This is a genomic window from Pantoea sp. PA1 (genome assembly GCF_056856975.1).
On the sequence record NZ_JBXGEE010000003.1, the window covers coordinates 73,337 to 98,934 of the forward strand.

At 57.6% G+C, this 25,598-nt stretch carries 23 protein-coding genes; 14 read left to right on the plus strand and 9 right to left on the minus strand.

Annotated features, from left to right (window positions below; genetic code table 11):
- The first annotated feature begins 23 nt into the window (after window positions 1–23).
- Together AC1V0D_RS13815 and AC1V0D_RS13820 are read left to right on the plus strand one after the other, a co-directional pair.
- Window positions 24–590 carry a nucleotidyltransferase family protein gene (locus AC1V0D_RS13815; protein ID WP_482907598.1) on the plus strand — a complete coding sequence of 189 codons (567 nt, stop codon included), beginning with the start codon at window positions 24–26 and terminating at the stop codon, window positions 588–590.
- Window positions 587–1,570: an XdhC family protein gene (locus tag AC1V0D_RS13820; protein ID WP_058957065.1), complete on the plus strand. Its 984-nt coding sequence runs from the start codon at window positions 587–589 to the stop codon at window positions 1,568–1,570. Before AC1V0D_RS13815 ends, AC1V0D_RS13820 begins: the two co-directional genes overlap by 4 nt.
- Here the strand turns inward: AC1V0D_RS13820 and AC1V0D_RS13825 are convergent.
- Both AC1V0D_RS13825 and AC1V0D_RS13830 read right to left on the minus strand, forming a co-directional pair.
- The gene (locus AC1V0D_RS13825; RefSeq protein ID WP_154928885.1) at window positions 1,559–2,698 is read right to left on the minus strand and encodes an ABC transporter substrate-binding protein; all 1,140 of its coding nucleotides are present in this window, start codon (window positions 2,696–2,698) and stop codon (window positions 1,559–1,561) included. The two genes, AC1V0D_RS13820 and AC1V0D_RS13825, sit on opposite strands and share 12 nt — an antisense overlap.
- Window positions 2,685–4,808 (minus strand): TonB-dependent siderophore receptor, encoded by a 2,124-nt coding sequence (locus tag AC1V0D_RS13830; RefSeq protein WP_482907599.1) that lies wholly within the window; start codon window positions 4,806–4,808, stop codon window positions 2,685–2,687. Before AC1V0D_RS13830 ends, AC1V0D_RS13825 begins: the two co-directional genes overlap by 14 nt.
- Before the next feature lie 469 nt (window positions 4,809–5,277).
- Between AC1V0D_RS13830 and AC1V0D_RS13835 the strand changes: the two genes are divergently transcribed.
- Window positions 5,278–6,168 carry a MurR/RpiR family transcriptional regulator gene (locus tag AC1V0D_RS13835; RefSeq protein ID WP_009092811.1) on the plus strand — a complete coding sequence of 297 codons (891 nt, stop codon included), beginning with the start codon at window positions 5,278–5,280 and terminating at the stop codon, window positions 6,166–6,168.
- A gap of 176 nt (window positions 6,169–6,344) precedes the next feature.
- A complete protein-coding gene (locus AC1V0D_RS13840) occupies window positions 6,345–8,318 on the plus strand; it encodes an autotransporter outer membrane beta-barrel domain-containing protein (RefSeq protein ID WP_476640168.1) in 1,974 nt (657 codons plus the stop codon).
- A gap of 95 nt (window positions 8,319–8,413) precedes the next feature.
- Here the strand turns inward: AC1V0D_RS13840 and sfnG are convergent, their stop codons facing one another.
- Window positions 8,414–9,502 (minus strand): dimethylsulfone monooxygenase SfnG, encoded by a 1,089-nt coding sequence (gene sfnG / locus AC1V0D_RS13845; protein WP_482907600.1) that lies wholly within the window; start codon window positions 9,500–9,502, stop codon window positions 8,414–8,416.
- A 268-nt stretch (window positions 9,503–9,770) separates the two neighbouring features.
- Between sfnG and AC1V0D_RS13850 the strand changes: the two genes are divergently transcribed.
- Both AC1V0D_RS13850 and rluF read left to right on the plus strand, forming a co-directional pair.
- A complete protein-coding gene (locus AC1V0D_RS13850) occupies window positions 9,771–10,241 on the plus strand; it encodes a GNAT family N-acetyltransferase (protein ID WP_476640170.1) in 471 nt (156 codons plus the stop codon).
- Between the two features lie 93 nt (window positions 10,242–10,334).
- On the plus strand, window positions 10,335–11,213 hold the full coding sequence (gene rluF / locus AC1V0D_RS13855; protein ID WP_046102781.1) for a 23S rRNA pseudouridine(2604) synthase RluF: 879 nt from the start codon (window positions 10,335–10,337) through the stop codon (window positions 11,211–11,213).
- 61 nt (window positions 11,214–11,274) lie between these two features.
- Here the strand turns inward: rluF and AC1V0D_RS13860 are convergent, their stop codons facing one another.
- A complete protein-coding gene (locus AC1V0D_RS13860; RefSeq protein ID WP_482907601.1) occupies window positions 11,275–12,327 on the minus strand; it encodes an SDR family oxidoreductase in 1,053 nt (350 codons plus the stop codon).
- 103 nt (window positions 12,328–12,430) lie between these two features.
- On the opposite strand from AC1V0D_RS13860, the gene AC1V0D_RS13865 reads away from it, so the two are divergent.
- The 3 genes from AC1V0D_RS13865 to AC1V0D_RS13875 all read left to right on the plus strand — a co-directional run bounded on the left by AC1V0D_RS13865 (window position 12,431) and on the right by AC1V0D_RS13875 (window position 14,742).
- On the plus strand, window positions 12,431–13,339 hold the full coding sequence (locus tag AC1V0D_RS13865) for a LysR family transcriptional regulator (RefSeq protein WP_482907602.1): 909 nt from the start codon (window positions 12,431–12,433) through the stop codon (window positions 13,337–13,339).
- 214 nt (window positions 13,340–13,553) lie between these two features.
- Window positions 13,554–13,868, plus strand: coding sequence for a helix-turn-helix domain-containing protein (locus AC1V0D_RS13870; RefSeq protein ID WP_046102778.1), 315 nt, complete (start codon window positions 13,554–13,556; stop codon window positions 13,866–13,868).
- 202 nt (window positions 13,869–14,070) lie between these two features.
- Window positions 14,071–14,742: a hypothetical protein gene (locus tag AC1V0D_RS13875; RefSeq protein ID WP_482907603.1), complete on the plus strand. Its 672-nt coding sequence runs from the start codon at window positions 14,071–14,073 to the stop codon at window positions 14,740–14,742.
- 51 nt (window positions 14,743–14,793) lie between these two features.
- On the opposite strand, the gene AC1V0D_RS13880 is transcribed toward AC1V0D_RS13875, so the two are convergent.
- Entirely contained in the window at window positions 14,794–15,645 is an 852-nt protein-coding gene (locus AC1V0D_RS13880; RefSeq protein ID WP_471803696.1) for a Vmh family MBL fold metallo-hydrolase, read from the minus strand.
- 144 nt (window positions 15,646–15,789) lie between these two features.
- Here AC1V0D_RS13880 and AC1V0D_RS13885 point away from each other — a divergent pair, with 144 nt between their 5' ends.
- The 3 genes from AC1V0D_RS13885 to AC1V0D_RS13895 all read left to right on the plus strand — a co-directional run bounded on the left by AC1V0D_RS13885 (window position 15,790) and on the right by AC1V0D_RS13895 (window position 17,796).
- Window positions 15,790–16,674, plus strand: coding sequence for a LysR family transcriptional regulator (locus AC1V0D_RS13885; RefSeq protein WP_267370706.1), 885 nt, complete (start codon window positions 15,790–15,792; stop codon window positions 16,672–16,674).
- A 33-nt stretch (window positions 16,675–16,707) separates the two neighbouring features.
- Window positions 16,708–17,127 carry a bleomycin resistance protein gene (locus AC1V0D_RS13890; RefSeq protein WP_140923155.1) on the plus strand — a complete coding sequence of 140 codons (420 nt, stop codon included), beginning with the start codon at window positions 16,708–16,710 and terminating at the stop codon, window positions 17,125–17,127.
- Between the two features lie 366 nt (window positions 17,128–17,493).
- Window positions 17,494–17,796: a fimbrial protein gene (locus AC1V0D_RS13895; protein ID WP_009092822.1), complete on the plus strand. Its 303-nt coding sequence runs from the start codon at window positions 17,494–17,496 to the stop codon at window positions 17,794–17,796.
- 205 nt (window positions 17,797–18,001) lie between these two features.
- Here AC1V0D_RS13895 and gabP read toward each other — a convergent pair whose 3' ends face one another.
- Window positions 18,002–19,411 carry a GABA permease gene (gene gabP / locus AC1V0D_RS13900; RefSeq protein WP_369750604.1) on the minus strand — a complete coding sequence of 470 codons (1,410 nt, stop codon included), beginning with the start codon at window positions 19,409–19,411 and terminating at the stop codon, window positions 18,002–18,004.
- 84 nt (window positions 19,412–19,495) lie between these two features.
- Complete coding sequence (gene gabT, locus AC1V0D_RS13905; RefSeq protein WP_482907604.1) at window positions 19,496–20,782, minus strand: 4-aminobutyrate--2-oxoglutarate transaminase; 1,287 nt, start codon at window positions 20,780–20,782, stop codon at window positions 19,496–19,498.
- Window positions 20,783–20,892: 110 nt separating this feature from the next.
- On the opposite strand from gabT, the gene pdxR reads away from it, so the two are divergent.
- Together pdxR and AC1V0D_RS13915 are read left to right on the plus strand one after the other, a co-directional pair.
- On the plus strand, window positions 20,893–22,383 hold the full coding sequence (pdxR, locus tag AC1V0D_RS13910; RefSeq protein ID WP_181161937.1) for a MocR-like pyridoxine biosynthesis transcription factor PdxR: 1,491 nt from the start codon (window positions 20,893–20,895) through the stop codon (window positions 22,381–22,383).
- A 40-nt stretch (window positions 22,384–22,423) separates the two neighbouring features.
- On the plus strand, window positions 22,424–23,800 hold the full coding sequence (locus tag AC1V0D_RS13915; RefSeq protein ID WP_337021644.1) for a glycoside hydrolase family 10-like protein: 1,377 nt from the start codon (window positions 22,424–22,426) through the stop codon (window positions 23,798–23,800).
- A 286-nt stretch (window positions 23,801–24,086) separates the two neighbouring features.
- Here AC1V0D_RS13915 and AC1V0D_RS13920 read toward each other — a convergent pair whose 3' ends face one another.
- Both AC1V0D_RS13920 and AC1V0D_RS13925 read right to left on the minus strand, forming a co-directional pair.
- Window positions 24,087–24,566, minus strand: coding sequence for an Hcp family type VI secretion system effector (locus AC1V0D_RS13920; RefSeq protein ID WP_267370716.1), 480 nt, complete (start codon window positions 24,564–24,566; stop codon window positions 24,087–24,089).
- Between the two features lie 233 nt (window positions 24,567–24,799).
- Complete coding sequence (locus tag AC1V0D_RS13925; protein WP_482907605.1) at window positions 24,800–25,489, minus strand: hypothetical protein; 690 nt, start codon at window positions 25,487–25,489, stop codon at window positions 24,800–24,802.
- Between the last annotated feature and the right edge of the window lie 109 nt (window positions 25,490–25,598).

Genomic DNA, 25,598 nt, shown 5'->3' on the forward strand with positions numbered 1-25,598 from the left:
TTTTTACGCTGCAGGGAGAGAGAGTGAAGATAGCGTTAATTGTGCTGGCTGCCGGACTGAGCCGCCGTTTTCGTCAGCAGGCGGGCGAGCATAAGTTACTGGCCCGCCTTGATGGCAAACCGCTGCTGCAACATACGCTGGAGCAGGCCGCGTCCAGTGGACTTGACCTGTTCGTGGTGACGCGTCCCGACGCCGCTGCGCTTCAGGCGCTCTGCACCTCCGCCACGCTGGTATTGTGTGACAGCGGCGGACTGGGGGAGTCGATCGCGGCAGGCGTTAACGCCACGCGCGACTATGACGGCTGGCTGATTGCGCTGGGGGATATGCCATTTGTGTCAGCCGCGAGTTACCGCGCCGTCAGCACGGCGCTGGCAGACGCGCCTGTCGTCCGACCCTGGGTGGCGGGCAGGCCGGGGCACCCGGTGGGCTTTCAGCGTCACTGTTATCCGGTCCTGAGCAGCCTGCAGGGCGACAGCGGGCCGCAGGCGCTGGTGAACGCCGCCGCCGTCCGCCTGCCGCTGCACGATCGCGGCTGTCTGTGTGACATCGATTTTCCTGCCGATCTGCAGTTAATAAAGGAATTCTCATGATAACGCTGGATCAACGCGTCATTAATGCCGCCCTCCGCCATTCTCAGGCGGGGCGAGCGGTGTGGATCTGCACGGTGCTGCGCACCTACGGCTCCTCCCCGCGCGCACCGGGGACACTCATGACGGTCAGTGAGACCGGAGAGAGTTGCGGCTCGCTGTCGGGCGGCTGCATCGAAGAGGATTTTCTGGCGCAGCTGGCTAGCGGGGCTTACCGCGACAGCAGTCAGCGGGTGCGTTACGGCGAAGGCGGGATGCGGCCTGATGTCAGCCTGCCCTGTGGCGGCAGTCTGGAGATCGTTATTGAGTTTCTGCCGCCCGATGAGGCCACGCTGGCCCTGCTGACGGCGATGCAGCGGGCGCTGAGCGGTCAGCAGCCGCTGGTAAAAATGATACGCCCCGGTGAACGGGCGCAGTGGGAGGCCATCGCCGCCAGTCGGGTGTTGCCCGCACTGGATGCCAGCGAGCAGCAGATCGTGCTGCCGGTGGGGGCGATCCCGGAACTGCTGGTCGCGGGCTATTCCAGCGTGGCCTATGAGTGCATCCGGCTCGGCCAGATTCTGGGTTTCCATGTGCGGGTCTGTGAGCACCGTCCGGAGATGCTGACGGAGCTGGAGAGCCATTTCGGCGGCGCGGACAACGTGACGCTGGTGTCACAGCATCCGGCGCGCTGGCTGGAACTGAACGGGGCGCATGCGGCGGTGGCGATTGTGGCGCTGACCCACGATCCGCGCATCGACGATTTGACCATGATGGAGGCGATTGCCACCCCTGCCTTCTACATCGGCATTATGGGCTCAGCCAAAAACAGTGAGAAGCGGCGCGCGCGTCTGCAACAGATCGCCGGTATGGATCGTGCCGAACTGGACCGCATCCATGCGCCCATCGGTCTGCCTATCGGCAGCAAAACCCCGGCAGAGATTGCGCTGTCGGTGATGGCCGATATTGTCCGCATTAAAAACGGCGGCCAGTCAGCCGCCTGACCGCTGCGCCGTGTCCGGGGCCAGCCGGTAGAGGTAAGTGCCGGAGAAGGGGATCGGCAGAAATCGCTGGAACAGTTCACGCAACGTCTGCTCCGGGTCAACATCGCTGAACAGCTGCGGATAGAGCGTGGTGGCAAAGAACTCGGTTGCCACCACGTGCCACGGACTGAGGTAAAAGTTGTGCCAGATCGCCCCGGTGTGGCCGTCCCGCAGTGCGGTCAGCTGCTTCAGGGCGTGCTGCTGACCGGTCAGTGCCAGCAGGCTCTGCCGGGTCTGCGCGGCGGAGACGTCGGGTCCGATTTGAAGTGCCCCAGCCTCATCCACGCTGCCGGTGCCGGTGGCAAAGTAGAAGTCGGGCCGGGCGGCGATGACGCTCTCCTCGCTCAGTCGCCCGAACACCCCGTTGACCTGCTGGCTGGCGATGTTATCCCCGCCGGCAAAGCGCAGCAGGTCGCCCAGATTACCCTTTACCGAAGTCACGCAGCATTCATTTCGTCGGCCAAGATGCAGCTGCAACAGCACGCGGGGCCGGGGGCCATGATAATCAGCCAGCCGCGTTTCAATGCGCTGCATATGGGTGCGGTAAAAATGATTAAACTCAGCAGCCCGCTGCGGCTGATTCAGCACGTCCCCCAGCAGCGTCATGCTGCGTTCCGTATTGTTCAGCAGGTCAACCCGCAGGTCGATCTTCACCACCGGGATATGCGCCGCGCTGAGCATCTTCTCCAGCAGGGCGCCGTTTTCACCGTCACGCGCCAGCTGCGGCAGGACAACCACGTCGGGTCTGAGTGCAATTACCTGTTCAGGGTTCATGTCATTGACCCCATCCAGCCCCAGTGGCGTAATCTCGCGCATCTGCGGAAACTGGCGGGCAAAAGCCTGCCAGGTCTGAGGATCATACTTTTTCAGGTCGAGCGGCCACCCCACAATATGCTGCAGCGGATTGCCTGAGGTCAGCAGCGCGACGCTGTAGAGCATCCGGCTTTCACCCAGCACGATGCGTTGCGGATGATCGGGCAGCGTCACCTGGCGACCGGTGATGTCGGTCAGCGTCCGCGCGCCTGCGCCGACGCTGATGCACAGCAGGCCAAGCAGCAGCCCGGTACGCAGCGATTTAAAATTCCACACGGGCCTGTACCATCAGGTTACGGGTTTCACCTTCACGGACGCGCAGATTGCCGCCGCTTGAACTGTAGTAGTGCTGGTTGAACAGGTTATTCAGATTCAGACGCAGCTGGGTTTTTTCACCAAACAGGCGATTGTTCCACGCCACAAAGGTGTCTGCTACCACATAGTCGGGCAGGGTAAAGCTGTTATCAGGATCGCCTGCACGGGTGCCGACATAGCGGGCACCGCCGCCGAGTCGCAGTGAGCCTGGCAGCCCGCTGACCTGCATCTCATGACTCAGATAGAGCGCACCAGACTGGCGCGGCGCATTCTGCAGCCGGTTGCCGTTGTTGTCCGGATTGACCCGGTCGCTGACAATCTCCGCCTGGTCATAGCTGTAGCTGGCGCTGAGATCCCAGCCGGGAGAAATCTCGCCGTTCAGCTCAAACTCCGCGCCGGTAGATCGCGCCTTATCAATCGCCCGCGTGCTGCCATTGATGTTCAGCGACATCGCCTTTTCATCAATGCGATAGAGAGCCACGGTCGCCAGGAGTTTCGGCGACAGCTGCCATTTACTGCCGACCTCCCAGCTGGTGCCCTGTTCCGGCTTGCCGACGTTGCCATTGTCATCCACGTCGGTGGAAGGGGTAAACGACTTGCTGACGCTGGTGTAGAACGAGAGGTCGGGCGTCAGTTTGTAGATCACCCCGGCCTGCGGCAGAAATTTATTTCCCTCATCGTTCAGGGTTTCCACCTGCGGATTCACACCGCGAGAGGCCCGCTGTTCGTAGTGCTGATAACGGCCGCCCAGCACCACAATCCAGTCGGGCGAGAGCGAAATGCTGTCCTTGAGGTAGAGTGAACGGCTGTGAATGCGGTTCAGGTTATTGGCCGCGGTTCTGTTTTCCGTGCTGGCATCGGTCACCGGAGAGAGCAGGTCATAGTCGGGACTGAAGTAGCTGAACTGACGGTTGACCCTGCCCTGATACTGATGCGCGCGGTAGGTCTGGTTCATCTCATAGTCTGTCCCCGCCACCAGCGCGTGCGACATACCGAAGATTTCTGGATTCCCCAGCAGATCCCAGCTGACATATTTGGTTTTATGGTTAAAACCACGATTGGCATCGGCACGGCGCGTGACCACGCCGCTGCTGGCATTCACCGCCGTCACCCGCACTTCATTATTGTCATAGCGCCGCTGGTTCCAGCCCAGGGTCAGACGGGTTGTCCACTCGTCGTTAAACTGCCAGTCGTAGTGCGCGTTCAGGGTTTTGTTATGTCCCCAGGCGTGATTGGCTTTGTCATCCAGACGATCTTTATAGCCGATATCAATCGGCCGGCCATTGATAAAGGCGGTGCCGCGATCGTAGGGGATATCGTAACGGTAGTCGGCATAGCTGATCAGAAAGCTGGCCTGCTCACCAAACCATTGCAGTGAGGGGGCCACCAGGGTGTGCTCCTCACGGCCAAAGTTGCGCCAGTAATCCTGATTCTGTTTCTCGGCAACCAGCCGGAAGGCGAAACCCTTGCCCAGCGGCCCGGTGACGTCCAGCGTGCCTGCTCCGCCGCCTTCGCTGGCGTAGCGTCCGCTGACGCTGGAGTGCCAGTTGTACTGCGGCTTTTTGCTGACCACATTGATGATGCCGCCCGGATTCTGAATGCCATAGAGCAGGGAGGAGGAGCCTTTCAGCACCTCCACCCGCTCCGTGGTGGCATCGACGTTAAGGCCCTGACTGCTGCGGATCCCATCACGGTAGATCGACCCGTCGGCATTGCTGCCGAAGCCGCGTCGCACAAAGCCATCCTCGGTGCCGGCCAGGGTGTTCGCTTCGCTCACCCCGCTGACAAAACGCATCGCTTCTGCCAGCGAGCTGACCTGATAATCCTCCAGCTGCTGCTGTGTCACCACGCTGACCGACTGCGCTTCATCAAGCCGGGCAGTGGGCATTTTGCTGGCAACGCTGCTCTGGCTGGCGCTGTAATTTCCCTCCGGATTCGCCTCTGCGGTGACGGTGATATCCGGTGCGCTGTCGGTTGCTGCTTCAGCCTGCGGCAGCAGGATGCTGCCGCAGATCGCCACGACCAGAGCAGAGTGCCGGGCCGGATAACGGGAGTCTGAACTGTTTTTCATTTTTCTTTTCGTTTCTGAAGCTGAGGTCAATCACGCCCGGCATGACCTTCTGTCGGTCACACAGGGCTTCCCTGGAGGTCTTCTGCAACATGCAGTGTGTTAAACAGCGAAGCGTTAAGCCGGAAGGGGGAAAGAACCTCTCACCGCCCCGACGACAATGCTTCTCATCTGTAATTGAGAATCATTCAATCATCAGCCGGTGTAGTAGTAAATATAATTTAATCGTAAAATACTACATTTCGCCTGAGGCAAATTTTCAGCGGAAGGCTAAGCGAAGCTGTGTTTATCTATCTGTAATATAATTAAATTATTTATTTTTAGCCTGAATGGTGACGCTTAATCCACAGCGTTATCAGGTGAATAATCAGATGCTCCGGCTCGTTCACTACATCTTTTTCGCCGATCGGGTCGTGAAAATGAGAGCAGGAGTGAGAGACGAAAAATTAATTCCCCCTGAATCAGGTGAAGCATGAAATCGATCCGGACAGTAAAGAACAGAACCGATGTGCTGGCAGAGCGCCTGCGCGCCAGGGAAAAGCAGCTCTCGCCGCGTCTGCTTGCCGTAGCCCGTTACCTTGATCAACAGCGCGAAACGGTGCTGGAGAGCACGGCGATGGAGATCGCCCTGGCAAATCAGACCTCAGATGCCACCGTCATCCGCGCGATTCAGGCCCTGGGTTTTAGCGGCCTGCGCGACCTGAAAGAGACGCTGAAAGTCTGGTTCGGGCCGGCGCTGACCTCCGAAGATAAGATGGTGACGACCGTCAGTGAGGTGACCAGCGACGTGAGCAGCGCCATCGACTTTGTGCTGTCGGGCCACCGCCACGCCTGTGAGGTGCTCTCTCAGCCGCAGAACCGCGTGGCGGTCGCGGATGCGGTCACATTGCTGAGCGAAGCGCGCGCCGTCGCGATTTTTGGCATCAACGCATCGGGCATTCTGGCGGACTATAGCGTGCGGCTGCTTAACCGCATCGGCCTGCCAGCCTTTTCACTGAACCGTTCTGGTGTGGCGCTGGCTGAACAGATGCTGGCGATGCAGCGGGGCGATGTGCTGGTGATGATGGCGCAGCAGTCGGCGCACCGGGAGGGGACAACGGTCGTGCGTGAGGCGAAACGGCTCGGCATTCCGCTTGTGCTGCTGACCAACGCCACCGACTCCTTTTTTGCCCGCGAAGCCGATGTGGTGATCAACGTGCCTCGCGGCGGTGAAAAAGGACGCATTCCGCTGCATGGCACCATCATGGTCTGTCTGGAGATGCTGATCCTGTCGGTGGCTTCTGCGATGCCGCAGCGCACGGTCAAAACCATGAAACGTCTGCAGGATTTCTATCGTGGCCTGAAACCCGCCACTAAAAAGTAGCCGCGCTGACTCCGCTGTGGCTGGTGCGGCCGCAGACCGCTTTCACGCCAGATTTTTCCCGCTTTGCGAGCCAGATCTCGCCTTTTTCTCAGCCTCTTTCGCCGGACGACTACGCTTACTGCTAACCGTGCCATCGGGTGCGGTTCGTCCTCCTTTACCCCTGTGCGGAGCTGCTGATGAAACCCCTTCACGCGCAAACCCTTTTCTGCTGTGCAATCCTGAGTCTGCTGTCACCGTTGCCCGCCGCGGCATGGAGCCACCTCACCGTCTTTGGCGACAGCCTGAGTGATGGCGGGAACGTAGGGCGCTTTACCTATGATGGCGCAACCCACCCGCTCTATGACGAGATCGTCGCGCAGTCGCTGGGCGATACCTTACGTCCTTCATCGCAGGGGGGAAACAACTATGCCGAGGGCGGCGCCGTCGCGGTACCGGCGATCAATCCCCTGTTCAATACCCAGGATCAGCTGCAAAGTTATCTGGCATCCCGCGGCGGGCGGGCCGATCCCGATGGCCTCTATATCCACTGGATCGGCGGCAATGACTTAGCGGCGGCGGCGCTCTCCCCCCTGATTGCCCGGCAGCTGGTCGATAACAGCGCCGGTGCGGCGGCCTTACAGGTTAGCCGGTTGCTGGATGCCGGCGCCGGAACGGTGATTGTGCCGACGGTGCCCAACGTGGGGGCCACCCCCGCGTTGTTGCAGGCGATTCTGCAGACGCTCGGACCCGCCGCGCAACCGGCCACGGCGGCGCTGTTTCAGTCGCTGAGCACCCGCACCACGCCAGACCGGGCCGCGCGCGAGCAGGCGATTGAAACGGCCCTGGGTGAGGCGGCGGGGCAGCTTTCTGCGATTCCGCCGATCCGTGAGGCGCTCGCGCAGCAGCTGATTGCTGCCTGGCGGTTGCTGAGTGAGGCCGCCTCGGCGCTGACCGACCGTTACAATCAGGCCGAAGAGGAGGGGCTGCTGGCTGCCCGCGGCAACATCGCACGGGTAGATATCAATGGCCTGTTTAATGAGGTGATCGATAATCCGGGCCGTTATGGACTCACCAACACCGCCGGCATGGCCTGCCCGCCCGGCGTGTCGTCAATGGACTGCACCACTTCCACGCCGGGATTTTCATCCTCGCAGCAGTATCTGTTTGCCGACCGGCTGCATCCCAGCCCTGCCGTCCATGCGCTGATCGCCGATTACATTCAGTCAGTGCTTAACGCACCGCTGCAGGTGGCGGCGCTGAGCCGTGCCCCCTCAATGCTGGTGGGCGATGCGCAGAATACGCTGGATGGTCATCTGCAGCAGCAGCGTCAGCAGCCCGCAGAGGCGGGCACGTTAACCGTTTTTGGCGGTTACGCCGGGCAGCAGCGGGATTTTCGAGGCGACAGTCTGCTGGATGGGGATGCCACCAGCGCCACCGGCACCGTGGGGGTGGGCTATCAGCTGACCGATGCGTGGCAGGCCGGCGCGATGCTCTCCACCACCTCGCAGCGCCAGCAGCCCTCGTCGCGCTTCGATTACCGCTTGCGCGGTAATCTGGTGGCGATCTGGAGCCAGCTGAACTACCTCGACCACGGCTGGATAAACGCGGACGCCCACTATGCCGATCTGAATTTCGACGATATTAAACGCCAGGTGAAACTGGGGCCTGCGACCCGTACCGAACAGGGTAACAGTGGCGGGAAAGTGCTGGGGATGCGGGTGCAGACCGGCTGGGATCTTCCCGTTGGCCGTTACGTCACGACCGGGCCGGTGGCGAGCTATGCGCTCGACTACACGCGGGTCGGCGGCTATCAGGAAGAGGGCAACAGCAGCACCTCTATGCGCTTTGGCGACCAGACGCTGCACGCACAGGTCGGCTCCCTGGGCTGGCGTATCGACAGCAAAGATTTGCCGGTCAATCCCTGGGCGCAGATCAGTTACAACCATCAGTTTGGTAACAGTGATTCCGCGGTAACGGCCGGACTGAAATCGACCCGCACCGCCTTTACCCGCAGCAGTGATGGCAGGGATGACAACTGGATCAACATGGCCGTGGGAGCCAGCGTGCCGCTGGGTGCCGCAGTGAATGCCTTTGCGGGCGTTTCGGCCGTGGCGGGTAACAGTGAGACGCATCAGGTGACGTGGAACGTGGGAGTGAATGCCCGTTTTTAACCGGGCAGATCAAAGGCGCTGACGTCCTGAACCTGCTGCCCCGCCAGCGCGGAGCGGCAGATAACCTGCAGCACAGCCAGCAAAGAAAGCGGCAGCTATGCGCGAACCAGCGCTTCCTGCGCCTCAAGCTCACGCACCCGGGTTATGACCTCGCGTCCGAAGAATTCGACTTCTTCATGAAAGTGCAGAAACGCCAGTAGCAGAAGATCCACACCGGCCCGCTTCAGCGCGATAATCCGTTCGGCAATCTGCTGCGGTGTACCGATCAGATTGGTTTTAAAGCCATCGTTATACTGCACCAGATCCTCAAACGACGATTTCGCCCAGTTTCCCTCGCCCTCCGGTGATGCGCTGCCCGCATTTCTGACCTCATGCTGAAAGCCTTTGACCGCATCCGGGTTAGCTTTGCGGATGATCTCCTGCAGCACCGCCTGCGCCTCCTGCTCACTGTCACGGGCAATCACAAAACCGTTCAGGCCGATCCGCACCTTGTGCTGGTTGACGCTGGCTTTCGCCCTGATGTCGGCCACCTGCTGACGCACTCCTTCCGGGGTATTGCCGTTGGTGAAATACCAGTCTGACACCCGGGCGGCCATATCCCGCGCCGCCCGTGAACTGCCGCCCTGAAAAATTTCCGGCAGCGGTGAAAGCGGTTTCGGTTTCATGGCGTAGTCGCGAAAGCGATAAAAATCCCCGGCAAAGGTAAAGCTCTCTTCGCGCCAGATGCCGCGCAGGCAGCGGATAAACTCTTCCGAGCGCAGGTAACGCTCTTCATGATCGAGCCAGGGTTCGCCGATCGCCTTAAATTCGCCCCGGAACCAGCCGCTGACAATATTCACGGCGATGCGCGGCCCATAGAGATGACTGATGGTGGCGATCTGCTTCGCCGCGAGCACCGGATTCCACGGGCCGGGCAGCAGAGCCGCAATCACTTTCAATCGCGACGTCTGGCTGAGCAGATCCTGAGAAAAGGTGACCGACTCATGCTGATTGTCCGCGCCGTAACCGGCGGTAAAACGGATCTGCGTCAGTGCGTAGTCAAAGCCCGCCTTTTCGGCAATCTGTGCCAGTTTCCGGTTGTATCCGGCATCCCAGCGGGTACGCTGCTCTATCTGACTGATCACCAGTCCGCCTGAGACATTCGGCACCCAGTAGGCGAACTGCAGGGGTTGAGTTTCTGACATCGTTGCTCTCCTGATATAGCTGAATTACTGGTAACGTAAGTTTGTCCAAACTTTCAGATATAAAAGAAAAGGCTAAGCAGTAACCATGCCAGTCAGTAAGCCGCTGTTTTAACAACAGTGAATCCGGATTGACGCCGCCGGTGCTGTTGCAGATGCAGCAGGATGAAAACAGCCGGTTTGCCAATGCAACAGCCCTGTTCAGTCACTAGCCGAGCGCGCCACAACGTGGTGTGATAGCGAACCGGGTATTCAGCAAAAGGAGGGCAGTATGATAGTCAGAGAAGCCTCGCCTGAAGAGGCGCACCGTTTATGGGAGATCAGAAATCGGGCGATCCGCCACGGCTGCCAGCATGCCTATCCGCCAGAGGTGCTGACTGCCTGGACGCCAGACCGGATGCCCGCCAGCTTTCCGGCGATGATCCGCGAGAATCCCTTTTTCGTGATTGATGGCCCGGACGGCGAGCCGGTTGCGACCGGATTGCTGGATCTCAGCGCGGCCAGCGTGGAGGCGATTTTTACGCTGCCTGAATTTACCGGACAGGGCCTGGCGGGCCGGATTATCGACAGAATCAAAGCGGAGGCGCTGCAGCGTGGCTATCACCGTCTGACGCTGGCTTCGACGCCCAACGCCGCCGGCTTTTATCAGCAGCATGGCTTCCGGGTTCTGGGCGAAAGCTTCTATCCTTCGAAGCTGGTGGGCTGTGCGTTACGCTGTGTGGAGATGGCGATTACGCTCTGACGCTCTGCTGCGCGGGGCGCGCTACAAGTTTCCCGCGCAAAGACTTCGCAAGCTCACGCCGGTAAGGTATAGTCCGCGTTTTTTGGAGGAACCATGCTGACTGACTCATCAACTCGTCTCAATAAATACATCAGCGAGAGCGGTATCTGCTCCCGCCGCGACGCCGATCGATACATCGAGCAGGGCAACGTTTTTATTAACGGCAAACGCGCCACTGTGGGCGCGCAGGTATTTGCAGGCGATGTGGTGAAGGTAAATGGTCAGCTGATCGAGCCGCGTGATGAAGAGGATCTGGTGCTGATCGCGCTGAACAAACCGGTGGGGATTATCACCACGATGGAAGAGGGCGAGCGCGATAACATCAGCGACTTCGTTAATCACAGTAAGCGCGTCTTCCCGATTGGCCGTCTCGACAAAGATTCTCAGGGCCTGATTTTCCTGACCAACCACGGCGATCTGGTCAATAAAATCCTGCGCGCCGGTAACAACCACGAGAAAGAGTATGTGGTGACCGTCGACAAACCGATCACCGATGAGTTTATTGCCGGTATGGGCGCGGGCGTGCCCATGCTCGGCACCGTCACCAAAAAGTGCAAAGTGAAAAAGGAAGCGCCGTTTGTCTTCCGTATCACGCTGGTGCAGGGGCTGAATCGCCAGATCCGCCGTATGTGTAAGCACTTTGGCTATGAAGTGACGAAGCTTGAGCGTACCCGCATCATGAACGTCAATCTCAAAGGCATACCGCTGGGCGAGTGGCGCGATCTGACTGACGACGAACTCATTGAGCTGTTTAAACTGCTGGAAAATTCTTCGTCGGAAGAAAAACCGGCAAAGAAAGCCAAAGCGCCTGCTAAACCTGCGGCGGGAAAAAAACCGCAGAAAGGCCCGGCGAAACCGGCTGAAAAAGCGGATGCCGGTGGTGCCTCACGCAAGCGCTTTACCCAGCCGGGCCGCAAGAAAAAAGGGCGCTGAGACCTTGCCGTCGCAGAGCGCCACCCCTGCGCGCTCTGCCTCGCGCCTCTGATCCGGGTCCTCACGGAATGAGGCGGGCCGCTCTGAAGCGACTGAACAGATCGCAAAACATCTGATCCGTCGCGCGATAGTGGTGAAACCCCGCCCGCCGCAGCTTGCTGCTATCACCAAACATGTCGTAATCCCAGCCAAAGACAAAATCCGCGAACGTTCCATCACTCAGGGCCAGAATGTCGGGCTGCACCAGGGCGTTCTCTTCCGCAATCTCCCGCCAGAGCCCACGGTAATCCTGAAAAAGCTGCCGGAAAGAGAGGGTAACCGGCGGCGCGATTGCCAGTTCAAACCAGGCGGCGATGACCGGCCACAGTTCACTCCAGCGCCAGAGATCGCCATTGTTGATATTAAAGGCCTGGTTGGCCGCCGCGGGTGCACGTGCGGCCCAGAGCGTCGCATCGGCAAGCAGTGAGGCGTCGGTAAAGTCGACCATGCTGTGCCAGGTTGCCAGCGAACCGGGAAAGCGTAACGGCAGCCGCGCCGCCCGGCAGAGGGAAGCATACAGCGCCAGACTCAGGGCCAGATTCATGCTGTTGCCCTGCCTGTCGCTGCCCACCACGCCGGGTCGCAGGGCGCTCCAGTGCCAGGTTTTACCCTGTTGCTGTGCGCTCAGCCAGGCCAGCTGTGCGGCGTTAAATTCGGCACCCGGCACACCGGGATCGCTCTCCCGCGCCGGGGTTTTGAACCGGCCCAGATGCGCGCCGTAGACTTTGTATCCCTGCATCAGGCTGACATGCTCAAGCGGCGCGATAGCCTCAATGACCCGCACCAGATTCTGCAGCATCACCAGATTGGGCTCCACCATCGCCTGCCAGTCAGCGGCGCTGAGCCAGGCACTGTAGAAGAGATGCGTGACGTCAGTCAGCGAAGCGAGCTGCTGCGCACTCTGCTCTGGATCCCGCAAATCGACCCGGAAGGTTTCCCTCCCGCTCCCGGCAGCGGCAGCGCGGTGGGTCAGCGCCCTGACCTGCCAGTGATTGTCAGCCAGCGCCTGGCAGAGTTGCTGCCCGACAATTCCGCTGGCTCCTGCCACTAATGCCACCCTGTTTTTCTGCGTCATGCTTACCTCCACTCTCTTGTTGAGTAACGGAACGCATTCTCACCTGCCAAAGATTCTGATTAAATCCCACCAGCCGGATATCACTTATCAGGAAAATCATTGAATGCAGAACAAACTTAACGCCATTCAGACCTTCATCCGGGTCGCGGAAGCGGGCTCCTTCTCGGCAGCGGCACGGCAGAACGGCATGAAACAATCGGCCGTGAGTCAGCAGATTGCAGCCCTGGAGGAGGCGCTGGGCGTTGTGCTGCTGCACCGCACTACCCGCAGCATGGCGCTGACGGAGCAGGGGCAGCGTTATCTGCAGCAGGTCAGACACCTGCTCAATGCGATGGAGGAACTGGAGCAGCAACTGCGGCCCGACTCGCAACCGCTGAGCGGGAGGGTGCACATCCAGTTACCGAGCGGTATCGGGCAGCGGTTGATGCCGTCTCTGATTGCCTTCCAGCAGGCGCATCCGGCCCTGCAGTTAACGCTTGCGCTGGAAGATCGTCTGTCAGACCTGATTGCGGAGGGCGTTGACCTGGCAATTCGGCTGAGTGAGTCGCCACCCGCCACGCTGGCGGCCCGGGTACTGACCACCGTTGAAACCGTGCTGGTGGCGTCCCCTTACTGGATAGCCCGTCACGGTACTCTCCAGACTCCGGCTGAGCTGGCGCATTATCCCCATGTCCGTTTCAGCGGCGTTTCCCCGGACGCCCCGCTGCAGTTGCTCTCGGCGACAGATAGGATCTCTGTTCCGGTGAAGAGCGTGTTTCGCGCCAACAACAGCGATGCCCTGCGGCAGGCTCTGGAGGCCGGGCTGGGGATTGGCGGATTGCAGACCCTGATTGGCGCGGAGGCGCTGGCATCCGGCAGGCTGGTACGGCTGTTACCGGACTGGCGGCTTCCCGACCGCTATCTCTACGCCATTTTCCCTGATGCCCGTTTTATTCCTCACCGGGTACGCGCGCTGATGGCGCGGTTGAGTGAAGTGCTGGAGGCGGGAGACCAGACAGGAAGGACGGCATGATTGAATTTTAGCCGATGCAGGGATAAACTATCCCCTGATTGGGGATAGGGAATGACATGGACGCACTCTTCATCGAACTTTCCAGCTTTCAGAAATACCGGCCTGATTATCTGAGTGATGACCATTTACGACAAAGATCAACGCGATGACCTCACTAAGGCGCAGCGAGATGCGCTGGCGACGGCACTGCAGGTGATCAAAAAAGGGCTAGGGCATGTCTGAACGCGATATTTTCAGTGAACTCATGACGGGGATGCAGGAACTCCAGGATCACCAGGAGGGAAAGATCACGCTGAAGCATCACAAGGTGACAAAACGCGCGCCTGTTACCCTTACGCCGCAGGAGTTGCGCGACGTCCGTGAAAAACTCAATCTCTCTCAGGCTGTATTTGCTCATTACCTTCACACAGGTGAAACCACTTATCAGAACTGGGAGCAGGGCAGAGCCAGACCTAATGCACAGGCAGTTTTATTGATTCGTATGGTCCAGCAGAATCCTGAAACACTCAAAACCCTCGCGCAGTTGTGATCTCATAAGCCGGACATCGCGCGTCATCAGGACGCGCCTCTCGGCTGGCCTGCTCAGTGCGGTGAAAGATCCTGAACCTCCCCGGTCGTTCTGCCGGACCCCATCCGCTACGGCCATACAGCGGTCACATTCAGAACAGCGACACTTTTCACTCTGATCAGAGCGTGGCAGGATAAGCGCAAACTATCATGGAGTGAGCCTGATGTTACTGAAAGGTATGAACGATCCGCTGCTGAAAGCGTATCAGCATCCGAAGTCACGGATGATGATCAGCCGTTTCAGGGGACTGGCGGGCGATCGACGCATCAGTGACTGGCAGGCGTTCACTATTCTGGTGACAGGCTTTACCAACTACTGGTTTGTGCAGGCCGGTCACTACTCAATTAATGTCACCCTGACCAAAACCCGCCAGTTCGATTTTCTGCAGGACTTTCTGCATTTTACCGTGACGCTGGATGGCCTGATTGCAGATGAGCATTTTCGCAGCCCGGACTTTGTGCTGCCCCATTACGACGTGCCCTACGAATTCTGCCGCTGGCGCAACAAACGCGGCTACGACGCCTTAACCACCTATGTCAGTAAACAGGGCGTGAAATCCCACAAGGGGATCTTTACCGTCTCGGAAGACCTCTCCCCGGAGGAGCAGGTGATGAAATGGGAAGGGGTGGTAAACGTCTACGACAAAACCTTTTTCAGCGTGACGAACTTCAACACCACGCAGGAATTTCTGATCAAAGATATCAGCCGATCGATTCAGGAAGGTCTGCTGAAACACCTGAGTTTTTACCGCGACCTGTTTCACTACATCTTCCCCACACCCGCTGAGGCGCGATTACAGGCGCGGGATGACAGACGCTATCTGGCTAAAAAATAGCGCCCTGGTGCACCCCGCGTTGTGCCGCAAAGTCAGCCGTTTCTCTGCGGGTTACCACTTCATCTCACCGGTGTTCACTTTCGCGCTGAGCTCCAGCGAACCCGGCTCGGCCAGTCCTGGCCAGGCGGCCGTCATGGCGCTAATCACCTCTGCTGAGGTTTTGTGCTGCGACAGCGCCTGCTCAAAGGACTTCAGGTAGTTGAGGGTAAAATCCACCGCCTGCGACCCGGCGGGGCGCGCACCCAGATAGTGACCCGGGATGACGTTCTGCGGATGCAGCGTCTGCATCTCTGTCAGGATATGACGCCACGCCGCACGGCTTTCAGGGGTCTGGGTGTCTGCTGTCCAGACATGAATGCCGGAAGAGAGGGCCGTCCCACCCAGAATGGTGCTGGCGGAGGGGATCCAGACGTAAGCGGCATACTGCTCCGGATGCCGCAGCTCCAGCACTTCACCGTCTACGCTAAACCGTGTCTCATGCGTCACCTCTGGCACGGTCAGCGCGTCAGGCGCGCCCTGTTTCATCTGCGGACCCCAGTACTTCAGCTTCGCCTCATGCGTCTCCTGAATATGTTTCACCACAGCGGGTGAGGCCACCACCTTCACATCCGGCCAGGCTTTAACAATCGGTTCAAGGCCAAAATAGAAGTCGGGATCGCCGGAGGTTATCACGATTTCTTTCAGTTTTTTGCCGCTCTGTTTAATCATCGCCACCAGCTTCTCACCATCCTGCGTGCTGAACTGCGCGTCAAACAGAATGGCTTCGGTGGGGCCGGAGACCAGCGTAGATGAAACGGCAAACAGGCCCTTTTCCTGCGGATTATAGGTTTCAAGTTTCAGGGTCGTGGCGCTGGCAGAGGCTGAAGCCAGCATCATAATTAAAGCGTGAGCGGCAATTTTCATGTTTATCCTCAGAGGGTAATCACCGCACAGGGCGGCGCAAATGATCATGTTTTGTGTCAGTGGCGCTATTTTACGCATTCTGACATCTGTTAGAATTCCCGAAATCAGACATGCTGAGTTTCATAATCCGAACAGGCAAAACAGATGGACAGAGTGACTGCGGCGGCCGTTTTTAACCGGATCTGTGAGCTGGGAAGCCTGAGTGCGGCATCACGCGCACTGGGGATCTCCCGTCCCATGGTGAGCCGTTATCTGGAAGAGATGGAGAGCTGGGCCGGAACGCGTCTGCTGCATCGCTCGTCACGTCGTCTGACGATCACTCCTGCAGGCGAGGCGATTCTGGAAAAGACCCGCCAGCTGGCACGCCTTTCGGAGGAGATCCGCCAGGAGACCCCGCAGGGAATACCCGCCGGGACATTGCGCATCGCCTGCGCGCACTTCACGGCTGTCCACCTTGTCGGTCCGGTGATCCCCGACTTTCTGGCGCGCTATCCGGCCCTGCGCATCGAGCTGGAGATCAATAATCAGCCTGTCAGCCTGATTGGTGAACGGATCGATCTCGCCATCCGCATTACTGATACGCCGGAGCCGGGCACTATCGCCCGCCGCCTGGGTGACTGCTGCTCTGTCCTCTGCGCCTCACCGGCCTATCTGCAGCAGCACGGGATGCCGCAAACGCCTGACGATCTGGCGCACCATAACTGCCTCTGTTACAGCCATTTCGCCGGACAGAGCTGGCACTTTACCTCCCCGCAGGGAGAGAAAATGGCGGTGGCGGTAAAAGGAAATTTCAGCGCCGGGATCTCCTCTCTGCTGTGCGATGCGGCCAGTGCAGATTGTGGAATTGCGATGGTGCCCGAGCAGGAGGCGCGTCACGCTCTGGAAAGCGGAAAACTGGTCACCTTACTGCCCGATTATGAGCCGGGACGCATTGGCATCTGGGGACTTTACCTGTCGCGGGAACATCAGCCTGCAGCACTGCGGCTGATACTCGATGAACTGCAGCGCAACCTTTTGAGTCCTGCCTGAGCCAGCCTCACAACCGATAACAGGGAAGAAGAAATGAGTGACAATCAACCCCTTTACTGGAATCGTATGGTGCCAGAACTCACCGTAACCGATTTTGCCGCCTCACTGCATTTTTACACGACGTTACTGGGATTCAGCGTGAGAATACAGCGGCAGCAGCCGGACTTCGCCTACCTGTGCTATGGCGAGGTGCAACTGATGATTGAGCAGTTTCATCCTCAGGGCTGGAACACGGCAGAGCTTCACAGGCCGCTGGGACGGGGCATCAATTTTCAGATTGAAGTGGATGATATCCAGGTCGTACTGGCTCGGGTGCAAAAGCAGGGTATTCCGCTCTATCGCCCGCTGCGGGATACGGTATATGACACCGGCGGGACAACCGCCTGTCAGCGCGAGTTTCTTCTGCAGGATCCGGATGGTTATCTGCTGCGGTTCAGCCAGTATCTGGAATGAGTTGAAAACATTTTGGGTGAATTCTGCCGGGCAGCGCGGATATCTCTCATTCCGGAACGCCTGAGTGATATTTATTTTGAACAGGCAGTCAGAATAAAAATCAGCATGCCCATTTCTGTCACTGCAGAAAGTGCCTCAGCTTATTTAAGCTCTCCTCCTGGACGTCTTTGCGTTTAAATCCTGTTCTTCTGTGTTGATGTTATTTATACCGTTAACGCAAAAAATTCTTTTTTTACTATCGATGTTAAAAAATCCAGGGCGATGAAAAGTCCGGCTGGTGAAGATTTACATTTAATTCTCTTTTCAGTGCTTAATCTTTTGCGATCTGCGCCGATAACTCCTGACACACATTCAGGAGGATGCAGGATGAAATCATTTTTACTCGCTGGCTTTACCACGCTCTTAATGACAATCGCCGGGGCAGCAAGTGCTGGTTCGGATTCAGGCACGATTACCTTTCGCGGCATGGTGACGAATGATTCATGTGATATGAACACCGGAAAGAATCAGGTCGTGTTCAGTTGTTATGATTCTGGCAGGGGAAAGACTACGCTGACGACGGCTGATCTCAGAAATCTCCACGCCCTTGACAGGTTACCTGCAGAAGTGAAAATGCACTGGTTAAACGCCGAAAAAACCAGAGGGATTCTGTCCCTCACTTATCTTTAATTTTTTCTGCCATTCTGACGAAAATTGATTGCGCCCGGGGCGAAACAGGAATAAAAGTAATGTTACCAAACCCACAGCGAAAAAGTGGGTATCAGAGAAAACCTTATATCGCCAGACCCTTTTTGTCAGCACCAGGGAACCAGATGCAAAAAAAAGCCCACCTTATAAAAGGTGGGCTTTTTCACTGTTAATGCGCTTCAGTTAATTATGACGGGTCAGAGGAGCGCTGCACAAAATAGCGCGTGCTTTTCTGTTCTGCCTTTTTACGGCGCAGCAGCAGGCTGGTCGCAATAATAACCAGCGTTAAACCGCCCGTCGCCACTAATTCTGTCTGGTGTTTAGGATCAAACAGCATGATCACCAGCACCGTGACGATAAACAGAATCGTGACCCAGGTCAGACCGGGAAACAGCCACATGCGGTAAGTCAGGACTTCACCCGCCTGCTCGCGTTTTTTGCGCAGCACCAGATGGGATGCGGCAATCACCAGGTAGACCAGCAGCGCAATGGCACCCGAGGTGGCGAGTAAAAATTCGAAGACCGCGCTGGGTGCCAGGTAGTTGGCGATCACCGCCAGAAACGCCGCCGCAGTCGAGAGCAGCACCGCAACCCAGGGTGTGCCGCTGCGATTGGTGCGTGAGGCCGCAGCGGGCGCATCCTTGCGGCGTGACAGCGAGTAAAGCATACGCGAGGAGGTGTAGAGCGCCGAATTCAGACAGCTGCACACCGCCATCAGCACCACCAGATCGACGATCAGCCGGGCATGAGGAATGCTCATCGCCTGCAGAGCGGTCTGCCAGGAACCCTGTTCAACCAGGCCTGGCGTATTCCACGGAACCAGCGCCACCACGAAGAAAATCGACAGCAGGTAGAACAGCGCGATACGCCAGATCACCGAGTTAGTCGCTTTCGTAATCTGCCGGCCGGGATTTTTCGACTCTGCGGCGGCAATAGTGACAATCTCGGTGCCCATAAAAGAGAACATCGTGGTCAGGATAGCCGCCACCACCGCGCCGAGGCCATTTGGCATGAAGCCGTTGGTGTCATAAAGATGCGACAGGCCGCTGGTGTGACTGTCAGGCAGCAGGCCAAACACGGCGGCACCTGCGACGGCCAGGAACAGGATGATCGCCACGACCTTGATCAGGGCAAACCAGAATTCAAACTCACCGTAGTTTTTCACGCTCAGCAGGTTGGTAATGGTCAGTAAGAGTGTGATGGCGAAGGTGAACTGCCAGATGGCCACATCGGGGAACCAGGCGTGCAGGATCGTGCCTGCCGCATTGGCTTCCAGCGGGATCACCAGCACCCAGAACCACCAGTAGAGCCAGCCGATGGTAAACCCGGCCCAGCGTCCCAGCGCTTTCTCCGCATAGGTGGAGAATGACCCGGAATCGGGTGAGGCCACCGCCATCTCCGCCAGCATCCGCATGATCAGCACGACCAGCAACCCGGCGGCCGCATAGGAGATCAGCACGGCGGGGCCCGCTTCAGAAATAGCATGGCCGGAGCCAACAAACAGCCCGGCGCCAATTACGCCGGCAATCGAGAGCATGCGCACGTGGCGCGGTTTCAGGTTCTGAGCCAGCGAATCTTCATTCGCACTCTGAGTCATCGTCATGTCAACGTCTCCGGGGGACGCCCGGCCATGCTGACCGGACGAACAGGAAAGGGGCTTGCGATTAACGAGCCAGTGAAATCATGCCGGGACGACAGGGTGTCCGGCAGGGGCAACACAGCGATCGATCACCGTGGAGAGAAGGGTCAGCGCCTGGCTGAACTGTGCATCCGGAATGGTCAGCGGGTAGAGGAAGCGGATAACGTTGCCTTTCGCGCCGCAGGTCAGCAGCAGCAGGCCCTGTTCCATCGCCATCTTCTGAACGGCCTGCGCGGTGCTGGCCTGATAGAACTCCATCGCCACCATCGAACCCAGCGCCCGCACTTCGGCGATATCAGGGTGTTTGCGCTGCTGCGCCTCCAGTTCAGCGACAAGCCGGCCACCGAGATCCACGGCGCGCTGACAGAGCTGCTCCTCCTCGATCACATCCAGCACCGCGTGAGCCGCCGCGATAGCTAACGGATTTCCGGCATAGGTACCGCCCAGGCCGCCAGGGGCAGGCGCGTCCATCACCTCAGCGCGACCGGCCACGGCGGAGAGGGGCATCCCGCCCGCCAGGCTTTTCGCCATGGTGATGATGTCGGCTTTCACCGGATAGTTTTCCATGGCAAACAGCCTGCCGGTGCGGGCAAATCCGCTCTGTACTTCATCCGCAATCAGCAGGATGCCGTGACGGTCAGCCAGTTCACGCAGCTGCACCATAAACTCTGCCGGTGCCGCATGGAATCCACCTTCACCCTGCACCGGTTCCAGTACGATTGCCGCAACATCATGGGGCGCAATGTCCTGTGTGAAAATCTCATCCAGGCTGGTCAGTGCCGCTTCAACGCTGATCCCCTGCACCGCGCTGGGGTAGCGGGCGTGGAAAACGGAAGGGGGCATCGGGCCGAAATCGCGCTTGTAGGGGGCGACTTTGCCGGTCATGGCCATGGTCATAAAGGTGCGGCCATGAAACGCGTTGCCAAAGGTGATGATGCCGTGACGACGGGTATAGGCACGCGCCACTTTAACCGCGTTTTCTACCGCTTCGGCACCGGTGGTAAAGAAGGCGGTTTTCGCTGCACCGGCAACCGGCACCCGCTGATTGATGCGTTCAGCTAGTGCGATATAGCTTTCGTAAGGGGTGATCTGGAACGCCGTATGGGTAAACTTTGTTAACTGTTCGGCCACCGCCTGCTCGATGCGTGGATGGCGATGACCGGTGTTCAGCACGGCGATGCCGCCTGCGAAGTCGATCCAGCTGTTACCAGCCTGATCCCATAAGGTGGCGTTTTCTGCCCGGGCAACGTACCAGTCGCACAGCGTACCGATGCCCTTAGGCAGAGCCTGTGCTTTACGTTCCTGCATCAGGTTATTTTTTTCGCTCATTTGATCCACCTCATTGATATGCGTGTTTACAATTCCCGACAAACACGTTTATTTATGCCTGAGGCGTGGTGAGTTGCCAGAGCCAATTATCAGAGGAAGGATGGAGCCAATTGCGACTCTTGTACGCCGATCATCTATTAGCACGGTTACAGTTTATGAAAACCGGTTCCCTGCATCAGCGACTGCTCAACTGTATGCAGGCCGCGATCACGGAAGCGGTCTTTCCGCGCGGCAGTCGTTTGCCGCCCACCCGCGATCTGGCGCGTGAACTCGGCGTGTCGCGAAACACGGTCATGCATGTCTATGAAAGTCTGATGGCGCAGGGCTATGTGACCGCGCGCACCGGCAGCGGCACGTGGATTGCCGAGACGCTGCCGGAGAGTTCGCTGCAGAGTGATGCGATTGCCGACCTGGCCGCCGTGAAGGCGCAGCGACCGGCCACCCTGTCGAAGCGCGGTGCCACACTACTGGGGCACGCCACGGCATCCCCTTACCAGTGGGGAGCATTCGTGCCTGGCGCGCCCGACGTGACCGAATTTCCTCATAAGCTGTTCAGTCAGATTCAGGCGCGTCTGAACCGGGAGCCTGACGTCCATCGGCTGGTTTACAGCAGCGGCGGTGGCTGCCCCGATCTGCGTCATGCGCTGGTCGATTATCTGCGGGTGGCGCGTTCCGTGCAGGCCGATGCGGATCAGATTCTGATCACCGAGGGCGTTCATCAGGCGGTCGATCTGGTCACGCGGGTATTGTGCGATCCAGGCGATCGGGTCTGGATGGAAGAGCCGGGCTACTGGGGAACACGCAATCTGCTGCGGATGAATGGCCTGAAAATCCGGGCCATGCCGGTGGATGAGCAGGGCCTGGTGCCCGACAGCGGGCCGCCACCCAAAATGGTGTTTGTCACACCTTCCCATCAGTACCCGCTGGGGGTGCATCTGAGCCTGGCACGTCGTCAGGCGTTGCTCACACTGGCGCGCCGTCATCAGAGCTGGATTGTCGAAGATGACTACGACAGCGAATTTCGTTTCTCCGGACAGCCGCATCCCTCGCTGCAGGGGCTGGAAGCCGATGCGCCGGTGATTTACATGGGCACGTTCAGTAAAACGCTCTATCCCGCCCTGCGCATTGGCTATCTGGTGGTGCCAAAACCGCTGGCTCAGCCGATGCGCATCGCGGCAGCGGAACTCTATCGCGGCGGACATCTGCTGATCCAGCGGGCGCTGGCGGAGTTTATCCGGCTGGGTCATTACATGGAGCATATCCGGCGGATGCGGCTGCTCTATCGACAGCGGCGGCAGTTTCTCTGTCGGCTGATCGAGCGCTATCTGGGGCCCGCCTTCTTACCGGCTTTTAACCATGAAGCCGGTCTCCATCTGGTAATGCCGCTGCCGGCAGGCAGTGATGATGTCGCCATTGCCGCCGAGGCGCTGAAGCGCGGCGTCAAGGTGCGGCCACTTTCACAATATTATATGCATCCTCAGGAGACGCGAGGCCTGCTGCTGGGGTATGCCTGCGTTAATGAACGGCAGTGTCAGGATGCCTTTGGCACCCTCAAAGCCTGTCTGGCGGCGGCCGGTATTGTGTTCAGTCCCCAGCGCTAACGCATTGACATTTAATCAGAGTCACCGAGAATACTCCTCTTTGCGTCCCGACCAGATAAAACTGGAGTTTATTATCGCACTGAATCTTATTCCTGCCGCAGCCAGCGTGGCGTTAAGGCGCGGGGCCGCACTGGCTGCGGCACTGTTGCTCGTCAGCTGCGCCTCTGAGCCGCCGCGGTCGCTGGTGACGCCTTTTCCACCGGTCACGAAACAGCCGTTACCGCCAGCCAGCCAGCCGGTGCAGCCTCAGGTCCGGCAACCGATGCGCGGCGTCTGGTTAGCTACCGTGTCCCGTCTTGACTGGCCTCCCGTCGCATCGGTCAATGGCGCCAGCCCGGCAGAGCGCATCCGGATGCAGCAGCAGTCGCTTATCGACAAGCTGGATAAACTGAAAAGCCTGGGAGTTAACACGGTTTTTTTCCAGGTGAAGCCCGATGCCACGGCGCTCTGGTCCTCTAAAATTCTGCCCTGGTCCGATATGCTGACCGGCAGAATCGGCGAAGATCCCGGTTACGATCCGCTGCAGTTTATGCTGGATGAGGCGCATAAACGCGGTATGAAAGTCCACGCGTGGTTCAACCCCTATCGGGTTTCGGTCAACATCAAACCCTCTACCGCCAGTGAGCTGAACCGCACGCTCTCTCTTCATCCGGCCAGCGTGTTTGTGCTGCACCGTGACTGGATTCGTACCGCGGGCGACCGCTACGTGCTCGATCCCGGCATCCCGGACGCACGCGACTGGATCACCAGTATTGTGGCCGAGGTGGTGGCGCACTATCCGATCGACGGTGTGCAGTTCGATGACTATTTCTATGCGGAATCGGCAGGCTCCCTTCTCAACGACAGTCAGACCTTCAGCCGTTACGGGCAGGGCTTCGCCAGCAAAGCGGACTGGCGGCGTCACAATACGCAACAGCTTATTGAGCAGGTCTCCCGTACCATTAAACAGCTGAAGCCGGAGGTGGAATTTGGTGTCAGCCCGGCGGGTGTCTGGCGCAACCTGTCGCACGATCCGGCGGGTTCAGATACCCGAGGCGCAGCGGCCTACGATGAAGCCTATGCGGATACCCGTCGCTGGGTTCAGCAGGGTCTGCTGGATTATATCGCGCCTCAGCTCTACTGGCCGTTCTCCCGTCAGGCTGCCCGTTATGACGTGCTGGCAAAGTGGTGGGCAGAGGTGGTGAAGCCGACCAGAACCCGGCTTTACATCGGTCTGGCGCTCTACAAGGTGGGCGAGCCTTCGCGGATTGAGCCTGACTGGACGCTGCAGGGCGGAGTGCCGGAACTGAGAAAGCAGCTCGACCTCAATGAGTCCTGGCCCCATATCGACGGCACCATTCTTTTCAGAGAGAACTATCTCAATCAGCCGCAGACTCAGCAGGCGGTGAGTTATCTGAAAAGTCGCTGGGGCGGCTGACATCGACACGGCAGCATAGTTATGGCTTCTGCGCTCAACGCATACCTGACGAAACGAATGTTGGTGAAGCTGGCGTGATGCATGCTCGCGGTTGCTGCCTTCTCCCTGCGACAGGTGTAACGGTAACGGACTCTCCATTTCGTTACACCTGTTCACAGGACGGCAGTAATGCAACAGCAGCAGATAACCGGATTGGAAATACTCCGACGTGACAAAAATCCGGGGGTGACGTAACTGTGTTATCTATTAATTTCAGAAGTTGATTGGTGAAGTCAGTCAGGAGCACTTATGATCTCGCGTAGTTATTCCACTCATCACGATATACGATATTGCCATCCGTATATTTCCATGTGATTGCCTCATAGCGTAATTCCAGCGTTTCGAGATGCGTACTGCTCACCCCGCCAGGGGCAAGGTAGGGTGCAACTGTCGTAAATTTGACATTTTCCAGAATGATATTGAAATATTCGGCTTCGATTCCGGATTCCAGAATGCGATACATTCGGATAGTGCCTTTCTTCATTGTCCGGCCTTCACAGACTGCTCTGTAGAGTAGCGGGGTTGTTTGATCAAATTCTTTGACTATCGTTACAGGGCTATGGACCCGCGTTCCCGTGAGCTTTCCCCAGCTGGGATCGACAGGTATGGTTACACCGTGAGAGAACGATTTTAATTCGATGGAGCCCAACCGCAGTGGCATCTGACAGCTGCCTGTGACGGGAGAACCGTTTTCATCTTCAAGCCATAAATGGGCGGGTATAGACATAATTTTTTCAATTCCTTATGAGGTTAAAAAACTAATGGCACTTCACCACTTCACATAGCGACTAAATATATATATCACTATCAGTGCAAATATTGGCACAAACCAGAGTGGGGCTGAAGGAAATAGTATTATCTGGAATAAGGCATAGGCAATTATTATAGCCTGCGGGGCATATAACCCTATCAGTGAAGTGAAAATCCGCTTCAGAAGTCGTTTAATAATATTAAGCAGCATCATCTTATCATCCTGGTGATGATGTTTGCTATATTTTCATCTGACGCTACGTGCTGAAATACCTCAGCACGTTTAAATATGGGGTCTATTAAAAAATACATCATTTCAAGCTCATGAGTGTATAAAGCCTGAAAATAAGCGGGGGATTTAATATGTAAGCTTTGAGCACTATCAGCGTCTTTTTGCACTATGCCATAAAAACCCGTTGCCATTACAATGCCCCCTCCCATACGTCCTGCAAGAGCTGCTATGTTTTGATGAATATTTAAACCTAATGAAACTGCAGTTGCCGTCGCTGATGCAAACCCTAAATTAGTCAATGAACTTGCTGCGATATGAATATTTGTTGCCATAAGCAAATGCTTAATATGTTGTAGTTGCTCAGATGTTTTATAGCGCAATATCTCATTAAAATAGATATTAAGCATTTCATAAATAATATCTTCATGTCGCAATAGGTGGTAAATACCTTTCGCAAAGCGAATATCTTCGGTCTTTTGCTGCAGGCAAATATCTTTATATTCATCGGTAAAGCAGGAGGTGTAATAGAGCAAGCGTCTGGCACCAGCGCCTGTCATCTCAATCTGATTTAATACGGCTTCCTTAACGCCTGAAACAGCGTGATCGAGTTGATTAGCTAAAATGTTATTTTGTTGTAAATATCTTATCACCTGATAGCTGTATGGCATTGCTCATTCCCTCGAACCATTCATCCCTGATTTATGTCTCACATTATCTGGCCGTTCTTTTTATGTAAATATGGTTAACGCTTCAGTAATGCGCTTGATCAATATAACC

What these genes read in the sequence shown, in the direction of transcription:
- AC1V0D_RS13925 (WP_482907605.1), bottom strand. Translation starts at nt 25,489, where the DNA reads ATGCCATACAGCTATCAGGTGATAAGATATTTACAACAAAATAACATT.
- AC1V0D_RS13895 (WP_009092822.1), top strand. Translation starts at nt 17,494, where the DNA reads ATGAAATCATTTTTACTCGCTGGCTTTACCACGCTCTTAATGACAATC.
- AC1V0D_RS13830 (WP_482907599.1), bottom strand. Translation starts at nt 4,808, where the DNA reads ATGAAAAACAGTTCAGACTCCCGTTATCCGGCCCGGCACTCTGCTCTG.
- AC1V0D_RS13880 (WP_471803696.1), bottom strand. Translation starts at nt 15,645, where the DNA reads ATGAAAATTGCCGCTCACGCTTTAATTATGATGCTGGCTTCAGCCTCT.
- AC1V0D_RS13860 (WP_482907601.1), bottom strand. Translation starts at nt 12,327, where the DNA reads ATGACGCAGAAAAACAGGGTGGCATTAGTGGCAGGAGCCAGCGGAATT.
- AC1V0D_RS13840 (WP_476640168.1), top strand. Translation starts at nt 6,345, where the DNA reads ATGAAACCCCTTCACGCGCAAACCCTTTTCTGCTGTGCAATCCTGAGT.
- AC1V0D_RS13875 (WP_482907603.1), top strand. Translation starts at nt 14,071, where the DNA reads ATGTTACTGAAAGGTATGAACGATCCGCTGCTGAAAGCGTATCAGCAT.
- AC1V0D_RS13885 (WP_267370706.1), top strand. Translation starts at nt 15,790, where the DNA reads ATGGACAGAGTGACTGCGGCGGCCGTTTTTAACCGGATCTGTGAGCTG.
- gabP (WP_369750604.1), bottom strand. Translation starts at nt 19,411, where the DNA reads ATGACTCAGAGTGCGAATGAAGATTCGCTGGCTCAGAACCTGAAACCG.
- AC1V0D_RS13820 (WP_058957065.1), top strand. Translation starts at nt 587, where the DNA reads ATGATAACGCTGGATCAACGCGTCATTAATGCCGCCCTCCGCCATTCT.
- gabT (WP_482907604.1), bottom strand. Translation starts at nt 20,782, where the DNA reads ATGAGCGAAAAAAATAACCTGATGCAGGAACGTAAAGCACAGGCTCTG.
- AC1V0D_RS13835 (WP_009092811.1), top strand. Translation starts at nt 5,278, where the DNA reads ATGAAATCGATCCGGACAGTAAAGAACAGAACCGATGTGCTGGCAGAG.
- AC1V0D_RS13850 (WP_476640170.1), top strand. Translation starts at nt 9,771, where the DNA reads ATGATAGTCAGAGAAGCCTCGCCTGAAGAGGCGCACCGTTTATGGGAG.
- rluF (WP_046102781.1), top strand. Translation starts at nt 10,335, where the DNA reads ATGCTGACTGACTCATCAACTCGTCTCAATAAATACATCAGCGAGAGC.
- sfnG (WP_482907600.1), bottom strand. Translation starts at nt 9,502, where the DNA reads ATGTCAGAAACTCAACCCCTGCAGTTCGCCTACTGGGTGCCGAATGTC.
- AC1V0D_RS13865 (WP_482907602.1), top strand. Translation starts at nt 12,431, where the DNA reads ATGCAGAACAAACTTAACGCCATTCAGACCTTCATCCGGGTCGCGGAA.
- AC1V0D_RS13890 (WP_140923155.1), top strand. Translation starts at nt 16,708, where the DNA reads ATGAGTGACAATCAACCCCTTTACTGGAATCGTATGGTGCCAGAACTC.
- AC1V0D_RS13870 (WP_046102778.1), top strand. Translation starts at nt 13,554, where the DNA reads ATGTCTGAACGCGATATTTTCAGTGAACTCATGACGGGGATGCAGGAA.
- AC1V0D_RS13920 (WP_267370716.1), bottom strand. Translation starts at nt 24,566, where the DNA reads ATGTCTATACCCGCCCATTTATGGCTTGAAGATGAAAACGGTTCTCCC.